Annotated in this window: 14 protein-coding genes; 7 read left to right on the forward strand and 7 right to left on the reverse strand. The window is 68.5% G+C overall.

What is annotated here, in order from left to right; genetic code table 11:
- Positions 1 to 2 precede the first annotated feature (2 nt).
- On the reverse strand, positions 3 to 1052 hold the full coding sequence (gene cydB, locus P9849_RS08600; RefSeq protein ID WP_278266434.1) for a cytochrome d ubiquinol oxidase subunit II: 1050 nt from the start codon (positions 1050 to 1052) through the stop codon (positions 3 to 5).
- Positions 1053 to 1065: 13 nt separating this feature from the next.
- A complete protein-coding gene (locus tag P9849_RS08605; protein ID WP_278266435.1) occupies positions 1066 to 2655 on the reverse strand; it encodes a cytochrome ubiquinol oxidase subunit I in 1590 nt (529 codons plus the stop codon).
- A 234-nt stretch (positions 2656 to 2889) separates the two neighbouring features.
- Here P9849_RS08605 and P9849_RS08610 point away from each other — a divergent pair, with 234 nt between their 5' ends.
- Complete coding sequence (locus P9849_RS08610) at positions 2890 to 3285, forward strand: BlaI/MecI/CopY family transcriptional regulator (RefSeq protein WP_066212239.1); 396 nt, start codon at positions 2890 to 2892, stop codon at positions 3283 to 3285.
- Between the two features lie 8 nt (positions 3286 to 3293).
- On the forward strand, positions 3294 to 4250 hold the full coding sequence (locus P9849_RS08615; protein WP_278266436.1) for a M56 family metallopeptidase: 957 nt from the start codon (positions 3294 to 3296) through the stop codon (positions 4248 to 4250).
- A gap of 46 nt (positions 4251 to 4296) precedes the next feature.
- On the opposite strand, the gene P9849_RS08620 is transcribed toward P9849_RS08615, so the two are convergent.
- A complete protein-coding gene (locus tag P9849_RS08620) occupies positions 4297 to 6405 on the reverse strand; it encodes a DNA topoisomerase IV subunit B (RefSeq protein ID WP_278266437.1) in 2109 nt (702 codons plus the stop codon).
- A 198-nt stretch (positions 6406 to 6603) separates the two neighbouring features.
- Between P9849_RS08620 and P9849_RS08625 the strand changes: the two genes are divergently transcribed.
- Positions 6604 to 6822 (forward strand): hypothetical protein, encoded by a 219-nt coding sequence (locus P9849_RS08625; RefSeq protein WP_066212230.1) that lies wholly within the window; start codon positions 6604 to 6606, stop codon positions 6820 to 6822.
- 166 nt (positions 6823 to 6988) lie between these two features.
- Here the strand turns inward: P9849_RS08625 and P9849_RS08630 are convergent, their stop codons facing one another.
- Genes P9849_RS08630 through P9849_RS08640 form a run of 3 tightly spaced genes read right to left on the reverse strand, consistent with a single transcriptional unit; the run spans position 6989 to position 10564 of the window.
- Positions 6989 to 7912, reverse strand: a complete 924-nt coding sequence (locus P9849_RS08630) for a MaoC/PaaZ C-terminal domain-containing protein (protein WP_278266438.1) — start codon at positions 7910 to 7912, stop codon at positions 6989 to 6991.
- Positions 7909 to 9246 carry a 3-oxoacyl-ACP reductase gene (locus P9849_RS08635; RefSeq protein ID WP_278266439.1) on the reverse strand — a complete coding sequence of 446 codons (1338 nt, stop codon included), beginning with the start codon at positions 9244 to 9246 and terminating at the stop codon, positions 7909 to 7911. Before P9849_RS08635 ends, P9849_RS08630 begins: the two co-directional genes overlap by 4 nt.
- Positions 9247 to 9262: 16 nt before the next feature.
- On the reverse strand, positions 9263 to 10564 hold the full coding sequence (locus tag P9849_RS08640) for an acetyl-CoA C-acetyltransferase (protein WP_278266440.1): 1302 nt from the start codon (positions 10562 to 10564) through the stop codon (positions 9263 to 9265).
- A 100-nt stretch (positions 10565 to 10664) separates the two neighbouring features.
- On the opposite strand from P9849_RS08640, the gene P9849_RS08645 reads away from it, so the two are divergent.
- A complete protein-coding gene (locus P9849_RS08645; RefSeq protein ID WP_278266441.1) occupies positions 10665 to 11468 on the forward strand; it encodes a TetR/AcrR family transcriptional regulator in 804 nt (267 codons plus the stop codon).
- Positions 11461 to 13536, forward strand: a complete 2076-nt coding sequence (locus P9849_RS08650) for an acyl-CoA dehydrogenase (protein WP_066212221.1) — start codon at positions 11461 to 11463, stop codon at positions 13534 to 13536. The genes P9849_RS08645 and P9849_RS08650 overlap by 8 nt, the downstream gene beginning before the upstream one ends.
- 55 nt (positions 13537 to 13591) lie before the next feature.
- Here P9849_RS08650 and glgA read toward each other — a convergent pair whose 3' ends face one another.
- A complete protein-coding gene (gene glgA, locus P9849_RS08655; protein WP_278266442.1) occupies positions 13592 to 14806 on the reverse strand; it encodes a glycogen synthase in 1215 nt (404 codons plus the stop codon).
- Between the two features lie 101 nt (positions 14807 to 14907).
- On the opposite strand from glgA, the gene glgC reads away from it, so the two are divergent.
- Positions 14908 to 16359, forward strand: a complete 1452-nt coding sequence (glgC, locus tag P9849_RS08660; protein ID WP_278266443.1) for a glucose-1-phosphate adenylyltransferase — start codon at positions 14908 to 14910, stop codon at positions 16357 to 16359.
- A gap of 99 nt (positions 16360 to 16458) precedes the next feature.
- A complete protein-coding gene (locus tag P9849_RS08665; protein WP_278266444.1) occupies positions 16459 to 17910 on the forward strand; it encodes an SDR family NAD(P)-dependent oxidoreductase in 1452 nt (483 codons plus the stop codon).
- Positions 17911 to 17961: the final 51 nt, after the last annotated feature.

The following is a 17961-nucleotide window of genomic DNA, read 5'->3' on the forward strand; positions in this document are numbered from 1 at the left end:
CGTCAGGACTGCCTGGTGAGGGCGCGCTGCAGGACGGCCGGCAGCACCGTGTGGGACTGTGGGATCAGCTCCGCGCTGATCCGACGGCGGAACACCCAGTACGTCCACGCCTGGTAGGCGATGACGAGCGGCAGGCCGATGCACGCGACCACCGTCATGAGACCCAGCGTGTAGTCGCTGGAGGAGGCGTTCGAGATGGTCAGGTTGAAGGCCGGATCCAGCGTGGACGGGAGGACCACGGGGTACACGGCGGAGAAGATCGCCGCCGTCCCGCTCGCCAGGAAGGCGCCGAGGAGGATGAAGGCCTTCCCCTCCAGAGCCTTGCGGGCCAGGAGCCAGGCGCAGACCGCCGCGACCACGGCCAGGCCGGTGAGGGCCCAGCTCCACCACTTGCCGTGCTGGAACTGCACCAGTAGGACCCAGCCGGCGATCGGGAGGAGGCCCACGGGCAGCCAGCGGGTCAGCCAGCGCCGCGCGCGGTGCCGGATCTCGCCGTCGGTCTTGAGCATGAGGAACGCGAGGGCGTGCACCAGCGCGAACAGCACGACGGCGAATCCGCCGAGGATCGCGGGAGGCGTCAGCCAGGCGAACGGTCCGCCGACGCGGTCGCCGTTGGCGTTCAGCGGCAGACCCGTCGTGCTCAGGGCCAGCGCCGCCCCGACGCCGAACGCGGCCACGAAGGAACCCAGGGCGATCGCCCAGTCCCACGTGGTGCGCCAGCGGTCCGTGTTGAGCTTGCCGCGGTACTCGAAGGCCACGGCGCGGAAGATCAGACCCAGCAGGACCAGCAGCAGCGGAAGGTAGAGCGCAGAGAAAAGGGACGCGTACCAGTTCGGGAAGGCCGCGAACGTGGCGCCGCCGGCCGTCAGGAGCCACACCTCATTGCCGTCCCACACCGGGCCGACCGTGTTGAGGAGGACGCGGCGCTCCTTGTCATTCCGGGCGAAGAGCTTCATGAGCATCCCGACGCCGAGGTCGAAGCCCTCCAGGAAGAGGTAGCCGGTCCAGAGGACGGCGATGGCGATGAACCAGATGGTGGGCAGGGTTTCCATGCTGTCTCTCCTCTCAGTAGGCGAAGGCCAGGACGTCGGTCTCCGGCTGGGAGCCTCCGCGTCCGTCCTCGTCCGGGGTGTCGTCGTCGTGGTGGGCGAGCTCCGGCATGGCCGAGGCCACCCCGCCGCGGATGTACGTGGTCAGCAGCTTGATCTCGACCACCATCAGCACCGCGTAGACCGTGGTCAGGGCGATGAGCGAGGTCAGGATCTCCCCCGCCGAGACCCCCGGCGACACCGCCGCGGCCGTGTACATGAACACGGGGTCGATGCCGTTCATATCGGGGTTCGGCGCGACCACGAAGGGCTGCCGTCCCATCTCCGTGAAGATCCAGCCGGCGGCATTGGCGCCGAACGGCGCCAGGATCCCGAACACGGCCAGGCGCATGAGCCAGCGGCTCGCGGGCACGGTCCCCCGCCGGGTCAGCCACAGCGCGACGACGGCGGCCAGTGCAGCCAGTCCTCCGAACCCGATCATCATCCGGAAGCCCCAGTAGGTGACCTCCATGACCGGCACGTACTGGATCTCCTTGCCCGCGCGGTCGCCGAGCTTCGGATCGTTCGGCAGGTGGGTGCCGTACTTCTCCTGGTACTCCGGCACCAGGGTGTTCACGCCTTTGACCTCGGTGGTGAAGTCGCCCTTGGCCAGGAAGGAGAGGAGTCCGGGGACCTCGATCACCGCGACGATGTTGGAGCAGTCCTTCGACCCGAGGTCTCCGACGCTGAGCACGGAGAACTGGGTGCCGTCGTGGCAGGCGGCCTCGGCGGCGGCCATCTTCATGGGCTGCTGTTCGAACATGAGCTTGCCCTGCAGGTCACCCGTGATCGACGTGCCGGCGAAGGAGATGGCGGCCACGATGGCGCCGATGCGGAGCGAGCGCAGCCAGACGGTGTGGTCGGTCTTGTCCCGGCCCGGGACGGAGCGGGCCTCGCCCACCACCACGCGGCCCGAGGCGTCGACGGTGTCGATGCCGTCGGTGCGGCGCCGCCACAGGTGGTACCAGGCGATGCCCAGGAGGAATCCGCCGGCGACGGCGAGTGCGCCCATGATGGTGTGGCTGAAGGCCACGACCGCGGTGTTGTTCGTGAACACCGCCCAGGCGTCCACCATGCGTCCGCGCCCGTCCTCCAGCGTCACACCCACCGGGTGCTGCATCCAGCTGTTGGCCACGATGATGAAGTACGCGGAGATGACGGAGCCGATCACGGCGATCCAGAGGCAGGCGAGGTGGACGCCCTTCTTCAGCTGCTTCCAGCCGAAGATCCAGAGCCCCAGGAAGGTCGACTCCACGAAAAACGCCAGCAGCGCTTCCATGGCGAGCGGGGCACCGAACACGTCACCGACGAAGCGGCTGTATTCGCTCCACGCCATGCCGAACTGGAACTCCTGCACGATGCCGGTGGCCACGCCCATGATGAAGTTGATGAGGAAGAGCTTCCCCCAGAACTTGGTCATGCGCAGGTACTCGGCCTTGCCGGTGCGATACCAGAGCGTCTGCATGAAGGCCACCACGAGGCCGAGGCCGATCGTGAGCGGCACCATCATGAAGTGATAGACGGTGGTGATGCCGAATTGCCACCGTGCGACTTCCAAGGCGTCCATGGATTCCCCATTCCCTCGTCGAGGCACAACTTCTACGTTTCGTAGAAAACCTTCTTCTACAGAGTGTAGAACAAAAAGGACCGTGACGCCGCCGCACGTGACACGCGAGACAGAGGCTTCTACTGAACGTAGAAAAACGGGCCGAAACACGATAGATTGAGAGCTGCGCACCCACCGGGGACACCCGTCCCCCGAGGGTCATCATCAGCATTACAGAGGAGATGGACGCTTTCAATGGCAAGCCTCGGGGATCTTGAGCGATCCGTCATGGACCTGCTGTGGGCCGGAACGGAGGCCACTACGGCCAACGACCTGCGTGATCAGCTCGCCAGCACCGACGCGGCCAGCGGAGGCAAGGAGCTCGCCGTGACCACGGTGCTCACCGTGCTGTCCCGGCTGGAGAAGAAGGGCCTGGTGGCCCGCGAACGCGGAACCCGCCCGCATCGCTACCGCGCCGTCTCCACGCGCGCCGAACACACCGCCGAGCTGATGCGGGAAGTCCTGGGCTCAGCCCCGGACCGCGAAGCCGTCCTGGCGACGTTCGTCGGTTCCGTCAGCCCCGCTGAAGCCGACGCCCTCCGTCGCCTGCTCGGCGTGGACCCCTCCTCGGACCTCCCCTCCAGCAGCTGAGGCATGCGGTGCTGATCACCGCCTGGTTCCTGGCGGTCCTCGCGATCATCCTCGCCTGGCCGGCACCGGTGCTTCTGGCCCGGAGTTCCTGGCCGTCCCGCTCGCCCTTCGCCGCACTGGTGCTCTGGCAGGCCATCGGCCTCGCGGGTGGACTCTCCATGATCGGCGCCATGCTCTGTTACGGGCTCTCCCCGCTCGGGGATAATCTGGTCGCGGGATTGCACGCCCTGATCCTGGTGATGCTCGGCAGCCAGTCCACCGAAGGACTCGGCTTCTGGCACGCCTTCGCGCTCTCGACCGCCGGCGTGCTGACCGTGCACCTGCTCTTCACCCTGTTGCTCACCTACTTACGGATCAGCACCGAACGACGCCGGCACCGTGAGCTCCTGGGCATCCTCAGCCACCCGCATGGCGACTCCGGCACCGTGGTCATCCCGCACGCGGCGCCCGTGGCCTACTGCCTTCCCGGCGGAGCCCGCTCCATCACCGTGCTCTCCGACTCGCTCATGGAGGCTCTGGACGAGCGCGAACTCTCCGCGGTCCTGGCCCACGAGGGAAGCCACCTGACGCAGCGGCACCACCTGCTGCTCTGGGCTTTCGCCGCCTGGCGGGCGGCCCTCCCCTGGCTCCCCACCACCCGCGTCGCCCAGCGTGCGGTGAACGAGCTGCTGGAAATGCTGGCCGACGACGACGCCTTGAAAGTCACTGACGCCGGCACGCTCGTGCGCGCGGTCGCCGTCGTCGCGGAGGGTCAGCAGCCACGGCGCACCGCCCTGGACGCCGACACGGCCCTGGCCGGCGATGACGCCGCGGTGTCCGCCACGACGGTGGCCCGCGTGAAGCGGCTGCTCAACGGCGCTCCCGCCCTCCCGGCCGCGCAACGGGGCCTGGTCCTGGCGTCCTCGGTTCTGCTGCTTCTGGTGCCGACAGCCCTCCTGATTGTCCCGGGCATCGTCCACCTCTAGGGCGGCTCAGCCTCGAGAACGGGGGCGCCGGCAACACCGCGCCGAGTCAGGCGTCGATGCGCTCCCGGTCGAGGTGCTGCGCGCCGGCCACGATGAAGTCCTTGCGCGGCGCCACCTCCGAGCCCATGAGCAGTTCGAACACGCGCTCGGCGCTCTCCGCGCTGTCGATGCTGACGCGGCGCAGCGTGCGGTGCCGCGGGTCCATGGTGGTCTCCGCCAACTGATCGGCGTCCATCTCACCGAGACCCTTGTACCGCTGGATGGGCTCCTTGTACCGCTTGCCTTCCGCCTGGAGACGGTCCAGGAGCGTGTGTAGTTCCTGCTCCGAGTAGGTGTAGATGATCTCGTTGGCCTTCGACCCGGAGTTCACCACCTCCACCCGGTGCAGCGGCGGCACGGCGGCATAGACGCGGCCCGCTTCCACGAGAGGCCGCATGTAGCGGTAGAAGAGCGTGAGCAGCAGGGTGCGGATGTGGGCGCCGTCGACGTCGGCGTCGGTCATCAGGACGACCTTGCCGTAGCGCGCGGCGTCCAGGTCGAAGCTCCGGCCCGAGCCCGCCCCCACCACCTGGATCAGGGCGGCGCATTCGGCATTGGAGAGCATGTCGCCCACCGACGCCTTCTGCACGTTCAGGATCTTGCCGCGGATGGGCAGCAGCGCCTGGAAATCCGAGGAACGGGCCAGCTTCGCCGTGCCGAGCGCGGAGTCACCCTCCACGATGAACAGTTCGGAGCGGTCCACGTCGCTGCTGCGGCAGTCCGCGAGCTTGCTCGGCATCGTCGAGGACTCCAGCGCGTTCTTCCGGCGCTGGGTTTCCTTGTGCACCCGCGCCGAGACGCGGGACTTCATCTCATTGACGACCTTCTCCAGCAGGAGGGCCGCCTGGGCCTTGTCATTGCGGTTGGTGGAGGTCAGCCGCGAGGTGATCTCCTTCTCCACCACGCGGGAGACGATGGCGCGCACCGCGGGCGTGCCGAGGATCTCCTTGGTCTGACCCTCGAACTGCGGTTCGGCGAGGCGGACGGTCAGCACGGCGGTGAGGCCGGCCATCACATCGTCCTTCTCGACCTTGTCGTTGCCGGCCTTCAGCTTGCGGGCATTGGCCTCGACCTGCTTGCGGAAGGTCTTCAGCAGCGCCTGCTCGAAGCCGGCCAGGTGCGTGCCGCCCTTGGGGGTGGCGATGATGTTGACGAAGCTGCGCACCGTGGTGTCGTAGCCGATCCCCCAGCGCAGGGCGATGTCCACCTCGCAGTGGCGCTCCACCTCGGCCAGCTGGCTGTGGCCGTGATCGTCCAGGACCGGGACCGTCTCCTTGAAGGTGCCGGAGCCGTTCAGGCGCCAGATGTCGGTGACCGCGGAGTCCGCTGCCAGGAACTCGGCGAACTCCGAGATGCCGCCGTCGTGGTGGAAGACCTCTTCATAGGGGCCGTCCGCGCCGGGCGTCCCGGCGAGCCGGCGCTCATCCCGGACGGTGATCTTGAGGCCGGGGACCAGGAAGGAGGTCTGCCGCGCACGTCCGGTGAGTTCGTCGTACAGGAACTTCGCGTCCGGGGTGAAGATCTGACGGTCCGCCCAGTAGCGGATCCGGGTGCCGGTGACGCCGCGCTTCGCCTTGCCGACCACGTCGAGCGTGGAGTTCTCCAGGAACGGGACGAACTTCGCGTCCGGCTTGGGCTTGCCGCTGCCGTCCTCGAAGCGGCCGGGCTCGCCTCGCCGGAACGACATCTGGTAGGTCTTGCTGCCGCGGTCCACCTGGACGTCCAGCCGGGCGGACAGCGCGTTCACCACGGAGGCGCCCACGCCGTGCAGACCGCCCGAGGCGTTGTAGGAGCCGCCGCCGAACTTGCCGCCGGCGTGCAGCTTCGTGAACACGACCTCGACGCCGGTGAGCCCGGTCTTCGGCTCGATGTCCACGGGGATGCCGCGGCCGTCGTCGTGCACCTCCACGGAGTTGTCCGCGTGCAGGATGACCTTGATGTCGTGACCGTACCCGGCGAGGGCTTCATCGACCGCGTTGTCGATGATCTCCCAGAGACAGTGCATGAGGCCACGGGAATCGTTGGATCCGATGTACATGCCCGGGCGCTTGCGGACGGCTTCCAGCCCTTCCAGAACGGAGAGGTGCCGGGCGTTGTATTCCGAACTCGGTGACACGGGTGGTGGACTCCTTTGGGGCCTGAAGACGCTCTTTTCAGGGTAGCGGCAACGGCCCCCCTCCCCGCGCAGGCGCACCGTGAGAGGCGCCACCGCGGGGCGCCCGACTACGCGCAGAGCGAAAGAGACCGAATTGTGGCATGGTTCGGGCCTGTCCGCTGGTTATATAGACGTACAGAACTTTCGAAGGAGGCCCCGATGTCAACAGCAATTGCGGAACGTACGCTCAACGCGGCTGACCGTTGCGACCGTTGCGGCGCCCAGGCATTTGTCCGGGTGGTGCTTGAGGCCTCTGGCGGAGAGCTTCTCTTCTGCGGGCACCACGCCCGTGCGGTCGAAGCGACCCTGAAGCCACTGAGCCGTGAATGGCACGACGAGACCTCCCGCCTCCTGGAGAAGGAAGTGGTCGTCGACTAAGACTCATCGAGTCCGTCACAGCGGAAGTGCCCGGTCCTCTCGAGGGGCCGGGCACTTCCGTGTTCCGGGCGCCGAGCACGAGGCCGGGCAGACACACGAAGCTGACACACGGAGGGCCGGCGGCGGGGAGTTCTCCCCGCCGCCGGCCCTCCGCCTCATCAGCCGGTCAGGACTCCGGTCCGCTCAACGGTTCCACGGTTCCGTGGAAGTGCCGCCGGGCGCTGCGCTGATTCCACGCCTGGAATTCCGTGCCGGCCCACTCGCCATCCTTTTCGTCGTCGCGGATCCCGACGGCGACCGTGGCCGGCAGGTACACCGGCGCCTCGAAGGTGACGTGCCAGCGGATCCCGGCGTCGCTGTCATGGCCGGACTCGGCCAGCGCCCGGGCCACGGAGTACATCCCGTGCGCGATCGAGGTCTTCATCCCGAGCGCCTTGGCGCTGAGCGAGCTGAGGTGGATGGGGTTGTAGTCGCCGGACACCCCGGCATAGTCCCGGCCCGTGTCCACACCCAGCCGCCAGAGTCCCGTGGGCACCGGCGGGCGGAAGTCCTCCCGCTCGGAAGCCGGCACGGCGGTGTCGACGCCGGGAAGGAAGACCCCCTTGGCCAAGTACCGCGAGGTGCCACGCCACAGGAGATCCCCGGTGCCGGCGTCGAGCACGTCCGCCACCATGTCCACCAGGGTCCCGGAGCGATGAGCCCGCAGGCCCTCCGCATGGGCGCGCACGGTGAGGCGGGCGCCGAACGGGATCGGGGCGTGGTGCTCCACCGTGTTCTCCAGGTGGACCAGCCCGAGCAGCGGCAACGGGAAATCGTCACGGGTCATGACGCTCATCGCCACCGGGAACGCCAGCGTGTGGACGTACGCGGACGGCAGCTCCGTGCGCACCGTCCCGTGGACGAGACGCTGGAAAGCGGTGACATGGTCGATGTCCACGGTCACCGACGGCACCTCGTGCACGGCACGCGGCACGGTGACGGGCTGGTCCTTCTTCAGCAGCCTCTGCTTCGCCGCGGCGCCGGCGGCGTTGAGGTAGAGCTTGGCCAGCGACGGCATCTCCTGCAGGATCACCGTCTGCTCGCCGCTCATGCGCCCACCAGATTCTGTCCGCAGACCCGCAGCACCTCGCCGTTGACACCACCGGCGGCATCGCTCGCGAGGAAGGCGATCGCCTCCGCGACGTCGCCGGGTTGCCCGCCCTGCTGAAGCGAGTTCAGGCGGCGCGCCACCTCGCGGGTGGCGAAGGGGATGCGCGCCGTCATCTCGGTCTCGATGAAGCCGGGCGCCACGGCGTTGATGGTTCCGCCGAGACGGGCCATGCTCGCCGCGGTCGCCTGCACCATGCCGATCACGGCCGCCTTGGACGCGCCGTAGTTGGTCTGGCCACGGTTGCCGGCGATGCCGGAGGTGGAGGCCAGGCTTACGATGCGCGGGCGGTCGCTGAACAGCTCCGAGGCGAGGAACGCCTCGTTCATGCGCAGCTGCGAGGCGATGTTGACAGCGACGACGCTGTCCCAGCGCGCGGGGTCCATGTTGGCCAGGAGCTTGTCCCGGGTGATGCCCGCGTTGTGCACGACGATGTCCAGACGCCCGAAGCGCTCCTCGGCCAGGGCCAGGATCTTCGACGCGGCGTCCGGAGCGGTGATGTCCGCCTGCAGGGCGATGCCGCCCACGCGGTTCGCCACCTGCGCCAGCTGCTCCCCCGCCGCCGGGACGTCCACCAGGATGGTGCGCGCGCCGTCGCGGCTGAGGGTCGTGGCGATCGCGGCGCCGATGCCCCGCGCGGCGCCCGTCACGACGGCGACCCGTCCTTCGAGGGGCCGCTCGCCTCCGTCCGGCACGGCCGGCGAGTCGCTGATCTCGAGGAACTGGCCGTCCACGAAGGCCGAGCGCGCCGACAGGAAGAAGCGGAGCGCGCCGAGCGCTGCCGGGCTGTCCGCGGGGACGTCCTCTTCCAGCACCAGACCGTTGGCGGTCGCCCCGGCCCGGAGCTCCTTGGCCAGGGACCGGACGAAGCCGTCCACGGCACGGCGGGCCGCCGACGTCGCCGGGTCACTCGCCGTACGAGGTTCCCGCGAGAGGGTGACCACGCGCGCCGAGGGGCGGAGCTGACGCAGCAGCTGTCCCGCTTCCAGCACGGGCGCCGAGAGGTCCGACGGGTGGGTCAGGGCGTCGAGAACCAGGACGAGCGCGGCGAGCTTCTCCGAGCCGCCCACGGACCGCCGGACGTCCAGGCCCCAGCCCAGCAGTTCGGAAGCCACCCCGTCGGCGCCGGCGCCACGGCCGAGAATCACCACGGGACCCTCGAGGAGAGGCTGGCCCGGGGTGTAGCGGCGCAGCACCGCCGGCTGGGGCAGCCCCAGCTTCCGGGCGAGGTCGCGGCCGAAGCCGCGGCTGACGAATTCGGTGTACTTGTCTGCCATGTTCCGTTCCTGCCGCTCAGTATGCTTCGAGGATCGCGACGACGCCCTGACCGCCGGCCGCGCAGACCGAGACCAGGCCGCGTGCCGGACGGCCGTCCACCTGGCCCTTCTCGTGCAGCGCCTTGGCGAGGGTGGCGACGATGCGGCCGCCGGTGGCCGCGAAGGGGTGGCCCGCCGCCAGCGAGGAGCCGTTGACGTTGAACTTGGCACGGTCGATCGCGCCGAGCGGCGCGTCCAGGCCGAGGCGGTCACGGCAGAACTCCGGATCCTCCCAGGCCGCGAGGGTGCTCAGGACCGTCCCGGCGAAGGCCTCATGGATCTCGAAGAAGTCGATGTCGTCGAAGGTCAAGCCCTGACGGGCCAGCATCCGCGGCACGGCGTACGCCGGGGCCATGAGGAGGCCTTCCTTGCCATGCACGAAGTCGACCGCGGCGGCCTCCCCGTCCAGCACGGTGGCGAGCTTGGGCAGGTCGTGCTCATCGGCCCACTCCTCCGAGGCGAGGAGCACGGCGGAGGCGCCGTCCGTGAGGGGCGTCGAGTTGCCGGCGGTCATGGTCGCCGGGGTGGGCAGGCTCTTGCCGAACACGGGAGAGAGCTTGGCGAGCTTCTCCAGCGAGGTGTCCGCGCGAAGGTTCGAGTCACGGCTCAGGCCGCGGTAGGCGGTGACGAGGTCTTCGAAGAAGCCGCGGTCGTAGGCGGCCGCCAGGTTCTTGTGGCTGGCCAGCGCGAGTTCGTCCTGCGCTTCACGCGTGATGCCCCACTCCGCCGTCGTGATGGCCTGGTGCTCGCCCATGGACAGTCCCGTGCGCGGCTCACCGGTGCCGGGAGCGTTGGGCGCGAGGTCCTTGGGACGCAGCTTGGAGAGCGCCTTGAGCTTCTGCTGAGCGGTCTTGGCGCGGTTCAGTTCCAGCAGGATCCGGCGGAGTCCCTCGCTCACGGCGATCGGGGCGTCCGACGCCGAGTCGACGCCACCGGCGATGGCCGAGTCGATCTGGCCGAGCTTGATCTTGTTGGCGAGTCCCAGCACGGTCTCCAGTCCGGTGGCGCAGGCCTGCTGAAGGTCATAGGCGGGGGTGTCGGGAGCGAGAGCCGAACCCAGCACCGCTTCGCGGGTCAGATTGAAATCACGGGAGTGCTTCAGCACGGCCCCGGCGGCCACCTCGCCGACACGCTCACCCTGCAGTCCGAACCGCGCCACGAGGCCATCGAGCGCCGCGGTCAGCATGTCCTGATTGGAGGCGGTGGCGTACGCGCCATTGGCGCGGGCGAAGGGGATGCGATTGCCGCCGACGACGACGGCCTTCCGTACGGTGGTCATGTTCCGCTCCGTTCTGCACGGGCGGCTTTCCGGCGCCCGTGCGGCAGGGTTTTCAATCGAAGAGTTACTGATACCCAGCGTACCTGATACGCTGGGTATCGTGAACCCCGTCACACAGCAGCGCGCCGCGTCCCGGCAGCCTTTCCCGGCAGAACCCGAGGCGCCCGGCGACGACGAATCCCCCGCCAGCACGGACGGCCGTGCCGCCCGCTGGCAGCACCATCGCCTTCAACGCCGTGCGGAGCTGATCCGGTCGGCCCGCCGGGCGGTCCACCGCCTCGGGCCGGAAGCCTCCATGGAGGACATCGCCTCCTCCGCCGGGACCTCCAAGTCCGTGTTCTATCGCTACTTCGGCGACAAGTCCGGCTTGCAGCAGGCCGTCGGAGAAGTGGTCCTGGACCGCATGCAGGCGAGGATCCGCGAAGCCGTCCAGGAAGCGACCTCTCCCGCCGAGGGCCTTTTCGCCATGGTCAACGCCTATCTCCAGATGGCCGAGACCTCCCCCAACGTCTACGCGTTCGTGACGCAGCGGAGCAGCGGCGAGAGTGACGGACCCGGCCCCGCGCAGGACGCCACCTTCGGGCACTTCCTCAACGCGGTGACCGACATGATCGCCCAGCCCATGGAGGAGCTCCTGGCCGAGCCCGGCGCACTGCTGGACTACTGGCCCCGCGCGGCCATCGGGCTCGTGCGGGCCGCCGGTGAACAGTGGCTCCTGAGCCCGGCCGGCCCCCAGCGGCCCAGCCAGGCGGAGATGGCGACCACGCTCACCTCCTGGCTCGTCGACGGCGTCCGGCCCATGGTCGCGGCGCCCGGCACCACAGACCAATCCCTCGAATCCAGGCACGCGGGCTCCGCACCCGGGCCTGCCCCGACCACCGGAAAGGAAGAGCACCATGACTGAAGCACTCCAGAACGTGCGCCGCAGTGAGAAGCAGGATGCCGGTAAGGAACCCCGGGTGGATGTCGCGCTCCTGGGCGAGCGTCTCCTCGGCACCTGGGCGGAGGTCCGCCGTGAAGCGCGGGCCCTGGCCGGCAAGGAGGAGTTCCACAAGATCGAAGGCATCACCCACGTGGAGCACCGCGCACGGGTGTTCGAGCAGCTGAAGGGACTCGTGGACCACGGCGCCGTGCACCGCGCCTTCCCCGCGCGGTTCGGCGGCTCCGACGACCACGGCGGGAACATCGCCGGCTTCGAGGAACTGGTGACCGCCGATCCCTCGCTGCAGATCAAGGCCGGCGTCCAGTGGGGCCTGTTCGGAGCTGCGGTGCTGCACCTCGGCACCGAGAAGCACCACGAGAAGTGGCTGCCGTCCATCATGTCCCTCGAGACGCCCGGCGCGTTCGCCATGACGGAGATGGGCCACGGCTCGGACGTCGCGAGCATCGGTACCACGGCCACCTACGACCCCGCCACGGAAGAGTTCGTGATCAACACGCCGTTCAAGGCGGCCTGGAAGGACTACCTCGGCAACGCCGCCAAGGACGGCATCGCCGCCGTGGTCTTCGCCCAGCTGATCACCCAGGGTGTCAATCACGGGGTGCACGCCTTCTACGTCCCGATCCGTGACGCCGAGACCAAGGAGTTCCTGCCCGGCATCGGCGGCGAGGACGACGGCGTCAAGGGCGGCCTCAACGGCATCGACAACGGCCGGCTGCACTTCAGCCAGGTGCGGATCCCCCGCGAGAATCTGCTCAACCGCTACGGCGACGTCGCCGCCGACGGCACCTACACCTCCCCCATTGCGAGCCCCGGCCGCCGTTTCTTCACCATGCTCGGAACTCTGGTGCAGGGCCGTGTCTCCCTGGACGGCGCGAGCGTCGCCGCCAGCAAGATCGCGCTGGCGTCGGCCATCCGCTACGCGAGCCAGCGCCGCCAGTTCAACGCCGGCTCCCCCGTGGATGAAGAGGTCCTCCTGGACTACCAGCGCCACCAGCGCCGGCTCTTCACCCGGCTCGCCACCACCTACGCGGCGAGCTTCGCCCACGAGCAGCTGCTCGAGAAGTTCGACGCCGTGTTCTCCGGCAAGCAGGACACGGACGAGGACCGCCAGGACCTGGAGACCCTCGCCGCCGCGCTCAAGCCGCTCAGCACCTGGCACGCTCTGGACACCCTCCAGGAGTGCCGCGAAGCCTGCGGTGGCGCCGGATTCCTGATCGAGAACCGTTTCGCCTCGCTCCGCGCGGACCTCGACGTCTACGCGACGTTCGAGGGTGACAACACCGTGCTGCTCCAGCTCGTGGCCAAGCGCCTGCTGGCCGATTACGCCAAGGAGTTCCGGAACGTCGACTTCGGCGTCATGGCGCGCTTCGTCGCGGCGCAGGCGTCCGACGTCGCGCTCAACCGGACCGGTCTGCGCCAGGTGGCACAGTTCGTGGCCGACACCGGCTTGCCGCAGAAGTCCGCCCTGGCGCTCAAGGACGAGGAGAGCCAGCGGAGTCTGCTGACCAGCCGCGTCCAGAGCATGGTCGCCGAGGTCGGCGCCGCACTCAAGGGTGCGAACAAGCTCCCGCAGGCCAAGGCCGCCGCCCTCTTCAACGAGCACCAGGACCAGCTGATCGAGGCGGCTCGCGCGCATGCCGAGCTGCTGCAGTGGGAGGCCTTCACCGAGGGCCTGCGCACCATCGAGGACGCCGGCACCCGCGAGGTCCTGACCTGGGTCCGCGATCTGTTCGGCCTCTCGCTGATCGAGAAACACCTCTCCTGGTACCTGATGAACGGCCGCCTGTCGATGCAGCGTGCCCGCACCGTCGGCGACTACATCAACCGCCTGCTGGTCCGCCTCCGCCCCCACGCCCTGGATCTGGTGGACGCGTTCGGCTACGGCCAGGAGCACATCCGCTCCACCGTGGGCAGTGGCGCCGAGCTGATCCGTCAGGACGAGGCACGGGCGTACTACCGCACCCTCCGGGCCTCCGGAGACGCTCCGGTGGATGAGAAGGTCCTCCTGGAGCGCGCCAAGAGGAAGTAATCCGGCATGCGAAAGCCCCCTGCACCGTGCGGCGCAGGGGGCTTTCGCGTCACCGTCAGCTCTGGTCGCCGCCCTGGGGCAGCACCGAGCGGTAGACGTCGAGAGTGGTCTGGGCGATCGAATCCCAGGAGAAGTTCTCCTCGGCGCGACGGCGCCCCGCCTGACCCATCGCGTGGGCCCGCTGGGGATCCGAGACCACCTCATGGAGGGCGGCCGCGAAATCATCGACGAACTTCTGCGGGTCCAGGGGCGTCCCCGTGCCGTCCGTGACCTGTTCCAGCGGCACCAGAAGACCGGTTTCGCCATGCGCCACCACCTCGGGGATGCCACCGGTCGCACTCGCGACGACGGCGGCGCCACACGCCATGGCCTCCAGGTTGACGATGCCCAGGGGCTCGTAGATGGACGGGCAGGCGAACGCCGTCGCGTGGCTGAGCACCTGGATGAGCTCACGGCGCGGGAGCATGCGTTCGATGAGCACGACGCCGTCCCGCTCGGCCTGGAGTCCTGCGATCAGTTCAGCGGTCTCGGCCGCGAGTTCCGGGGTGTCCGCCGCGCCGAGGCACAGGACGAGCTGGACGTCCGCGGGAAGCTGCTGAGCCGCCCGCAGCAGATACGGGACGCCCTTCTGGCGCGTGTTGCGGCCGACGAAGACCACGCTGGGACGCGAGGGGTCGATGCCGAGGGCGCGGACGGCGTCGTCGTTCTCATCGCGCTCCCAGAGGGAGACGTCGATGCCGTTGTGGACCACGCGCACCTTGGCCGGGTCGACGTTCGGGTAGCAGCGCAGGATGTCCTGGCGCATGCCTTCGGAGACCGCGATGATGGCGGCCGCGGCCTCATAGGAGGTCTGCTCCACCCACGAGCTGAGGCGGTAGCCACCACCCAGCTGCTCCGCCTTCCACGGCCGGAGCGGCTCCAGGCTGTGGGCGCTGAGGACGTGCGGGATGCCGTGCAGCAGGGAGGCCAGGTGGCCGGCCATATTGGCATACCAGGTGTGGGAGTGGACCAGGTCCGCGCCGGCGACATCCGGCACGATGCTCAGGTCGACGCCGAGGGTCTGGACCGCGGGATTGGCGTCCTTCAGTTCCACGGGGGTCTCGTAGGTGCTGACCGTGGCGCCGTGGAAGTCGGCGTCGCGGGGCGCGCCGAAGGCGTGAACCCGCAGGTCGACGTGCGAAGCGAGGACGCGACTCAGCTCGGCAACGTGCACTCCGGCGCCGCCGTAAATATCCGGCGGAAATTCTTTGGAAACAATATCGATTCGCACGTTTACAACGTAGTCCCAAGTGCCCAACTGATCTAGTGTGAAAGCTGTTCGGTGGTCTACATGACGGCCGTCACACTCGGAACGTACGCAGGAGTACCCATATGGCACTGAAAAAAGTCCTTGCAATAGTCCTGGCCGGCGGAGAGGGCAACCGGCTCATGCCGCTCACGGCTGACCGGGCCAAACCCGCGGTGCCGTTCGCCGGAAGTTACCGACTGATTGACTTTGCTTTGTCAAACCTCGTGAACTCCGGTTATTTCAAGATCGTGGTGCTCACGCAGTACAAGTCCCACAGCCTTGACCGGCACATTTCCGAGACGTGGCGTCTGTCCACCCAGTTGCAGAATTATGTGGCCTCGGTGCCGGCTCAGCAGCGTATCGGCAAGAGCTGGTTCCTCGGCAGTGCCAACGCCATCTACCAGTCGCTGAACCTGATCCACGACGCACAGCCGGACATCGTGGTCGTGGTCGGCGCGGACCATGTGTACCGCATGGACTTCCAGCAGATGGTGGCGCAGCACGTGGCCAGCGGCGCCAAGGCGACGGTCGCCGCCGTCCGTCAGCCGCTCGAGATGGCCAACCAGTTCGGCGTGATCGAGGTGGACCAGGAGGACGCCTCCAAGATCTCCGCCTTCGTGGAGAAGCCCGCCAGCACCCCGGGTCTGGCCGCCGCGCCGGATCAGTTCCTCGCCTCCATGGGCAACTACGTGTTCGACGCCGACGCCCTGGTGGAGGCCCTCACGCTCGACGCCGAGCGCACCGACACCAAGCACGACATGGGCGGGGACATCATCCCGTACTTCGTCTCCCGCGGCGAGGCCGGCGTGTACGACTTCACCACCAACCAGATCCCGGGCTCCACCGAACGGGACCGCACTTACTGGCGCGACGTGGGCACCATCGACTCGTTCTACGACGCCCACATGGACCTCATCTCCCCCGTGCCGGTGTTCAACCTCTACAACCGCGACTGGCCCATCTTCACCCGCCAGACCATCTCCCCGCCGGCCAAGTTCGTCAAGGGCCGCAACAACACGGTCGGCACCGCCCTGGACTCGATCGTGGCCAACGGCGTGGTGGTGTCCGGCGGCATCGTGGAGGGCTCGGTGCTCTCCAACGACGCCTACATCGAGGCGGGTGCCCGTGTGCTGGATTCCGTGCTGATGGACAACGTCTACGTGGGCGAAGGCGCGATCGTGCGCCGGGCCATCCTGGACAAGAACGTCCGGATCCCGAAGGGCGCCACCATCGGCGTCGACCGAGAGCTGGACGAGGCCCGTGGTTTCAAGGTCACCGAGTCCGGGATCACGGTGCTGTCCAAGGGGCAGCCGGTTCCGGAGCCGGATGAGGACGAGCTCGCCCTGTCCCGGAGCCTGCGGGGCACCGTCCCGGAGAGCGTGAAGGCCGCCGTCGAGGAGTACGACGAGCTGAAGGCGGCCATCGACAAGGTGTCCCTGGTCCAGACCGAGACCACGGAGACCGCGTCGGATGAGGATGTGGACTCCGCTGAGGACGCCGCCGCAGAGGTGACCGCGGACGCGAAGAGCTCATAGCGCTCAGCGCACGGAATTCACCCTGAGCGACGGCGGTCCGGCCCGGGCCGCCGTCGTTCGCGTTCCGAGCAGTGGGCCGCGCCCACTAAAATAGGGGAAATGACCACCCCCGAACTCACACCGGATGAGATCGAAGCCTGCCTCAAAGTCCTCAACACGATCCACGTCTATGACGAAGAGGATCCGGACTACATCGCCGTCCGCCGGGCCACCGGCAAGATGTTCAAGGCCGTGAAGCGGCACCGGCGCAACGAGAAGCGCGACGCGATCGCCGAGGCGGATCGCGCAGTCATGGCGCTCACCGCAACCGCCGCCCCGGACCGGATCGACGACGAGACCCGTGGCAACAAGCTCTCGAGTTCGGCGACGGGTGAGATCGCGGGTCACCTCATCCGGTCGCGCCCCTGCTACATCTGCAAGCAGCACTACACCCAGGTGGATGCGTTCTACCACCAGCTCTGCCCGGACTGCGCCGCCATGAGCCACGCCAAGCGGGACGCACGCACCGACCTCACGGGACGCCGGGCACTGTTGACGGGCGGCCGCGCGAAGATCGGCATGTACATCGCATTGCGGCTGCTGCGCGACGGCGCCCACACGACGATCACCACCCGTTTCCCCAAGGACGCGGCGCGCCGCTTCGCCGCCATGGAGGACAGCGCCGAGTGGCTGCACCGCCTGCGGATCGTGGGCATCGACCTGCGAGATCCCTCCCAGGTCCTGGCCCTCACCGACTCCGTGGCCGCCGCCGGGCCGCTCGACATCATCATCAACAACGCGGCCCAGACCGTGCGCCGCTCCGGCAACGCCTACCAGCCGCTCGTCGAGGCCGAGGACGAGCCCCTGCCCGCCGCCCTGCAGGAGGGCAACGGCGGTCCGGAACTGGTGACCTTCGGGCACGCCCATGACAAGCACCCCCTGGCCCTGGCCTCCAGCGTCCTGGAGCACCCCGTGCTGGCGGGCGACGCCATCACGTCGCTCGCGCTCTCGACGGGCTCCGCGTCGCTCGACCGGATCGCTGCCGGCACCGCGATCGACGCCGGCGGCCTGGTCCCGGACCTCGCCACGATCAACTCCTGGACCCAGGTGGTGGACCAGGTGGACCCGCTGGAGATGCTGGAGGTCCAGCTCTGCAACGTGACCGCGCCCTTCCTGCTGGTCAGCCGCCTGCGGGACGCCATGCGGCGGTCCACCGCTCGGCGCAAGTACGTGGTCAACGTGAGCGCCATGGAGGGTCAGTTCTCCCGCGCTTACAAGGGGCCGGGTCACCCGCACACCAACATGGCGAAGGCGTCCCTGAACATGATGACCCGGACGAGCGCCGGCGAGATGTTCGAAAGCGATCAGATCCTCATGACCGCCGTGGACACCGGCTGGATCACGGACGAGCGCCCGCACTACACCAAGGTCCGGCTCATGGACGAGGGCTTCCACGCTCCCCTGGACCTGGTGGACGGCGCGGCCCGGGTCTACGACCCGATCGTGATGGGAGAGGCGGGCGAAGATCAGTACGGGGTCTTCCTGAAGGACTACAAGCCCTCCCCCTGGTGAGCAGCACACGCTGACGAAGAGGCGGCGGCAGGCCGGTGAAGGCGCCACTTC

It is taken from the genome of Arthrobacter sp. Y-9 (genome assembly GCF_029690065.1).
Lineage (GTDB): Bacteria > Actinomycetota > Actinomycetes > Actinomycetales > Micrococcaceae > Arthrobacter_E.

Bases quoted from the DNA above. Each gene is read 5' to 3' on its own strand.
- cydB (WP_278266434.1), bottom strand. From the start codon at position 1,052: ATGGAAACCCTGCCCACCATCTGGTTCATCGCCATCGCCGTCCTCTGG.
- P9849_RS08605 (WP_278266435.1), bottom strand. From the start codon at position 2,655: ATGGACGCCTTGGAAGTCGCACGGTGGCAATTCGGCATCACCACCGTC.
- P9849_RS08610 (WP_066212239.1), top strand. From the start codon at position 2,890: ATGGCAAGCCTCGGGGATCTTGAGCGATCCGTCATGGACCTGCTGTGG.
- P9849_RS08625 (WP_066212230.1), top strand. From the start codon at position 6,604: ATGTCAACAGCAATTGCGGAACGTACGCTCAACGCGGCTGACCGTTGC.
- P9849_RS08630 (WP_278266438.1), bottom strand. From the start codon at position 7,912: ATGAGCGGCGAGCAGACGGTGATCCTGCAGGAGATGCCGTCGCTGGCC.
- P9849_RS08635 (WP_278266439.1), bottom strand. From the start codon at position 9,246: ATGGCAGACAAGTACACCGAATTCGTCAGCCGCGGCTTCGGCCGCGAC.
- P9849_RS08640 (WP_278266440.1), bottom strand. From the start codon at position 10,564: ATGACCACCGTACGGAAGGCCGTCGTCGTCGGCGGCAATCGCATCCCC.
- P9849_RS08650 (WP_066212221.1), top strand. From the start codon at position 11,461: ATGACTGAAGCACTCCAGAACGTGCGCCGCAGTGAGAAGCAGGATGCC.
- glgC (WP_278266443.1), top strand. From the start codon at position 14,908: ATGGCACTGAAAAAAGTCCTTGCAATAGTCCTGGCCGGCGGAGAGGGC.
- P9849_RS08665 (WP_278266444.1), top strand. From the start codon at position 16,459: ATGACCACCCCCGAACTCACACCGGATGAGATCGAAGCCTGCCTCAAA.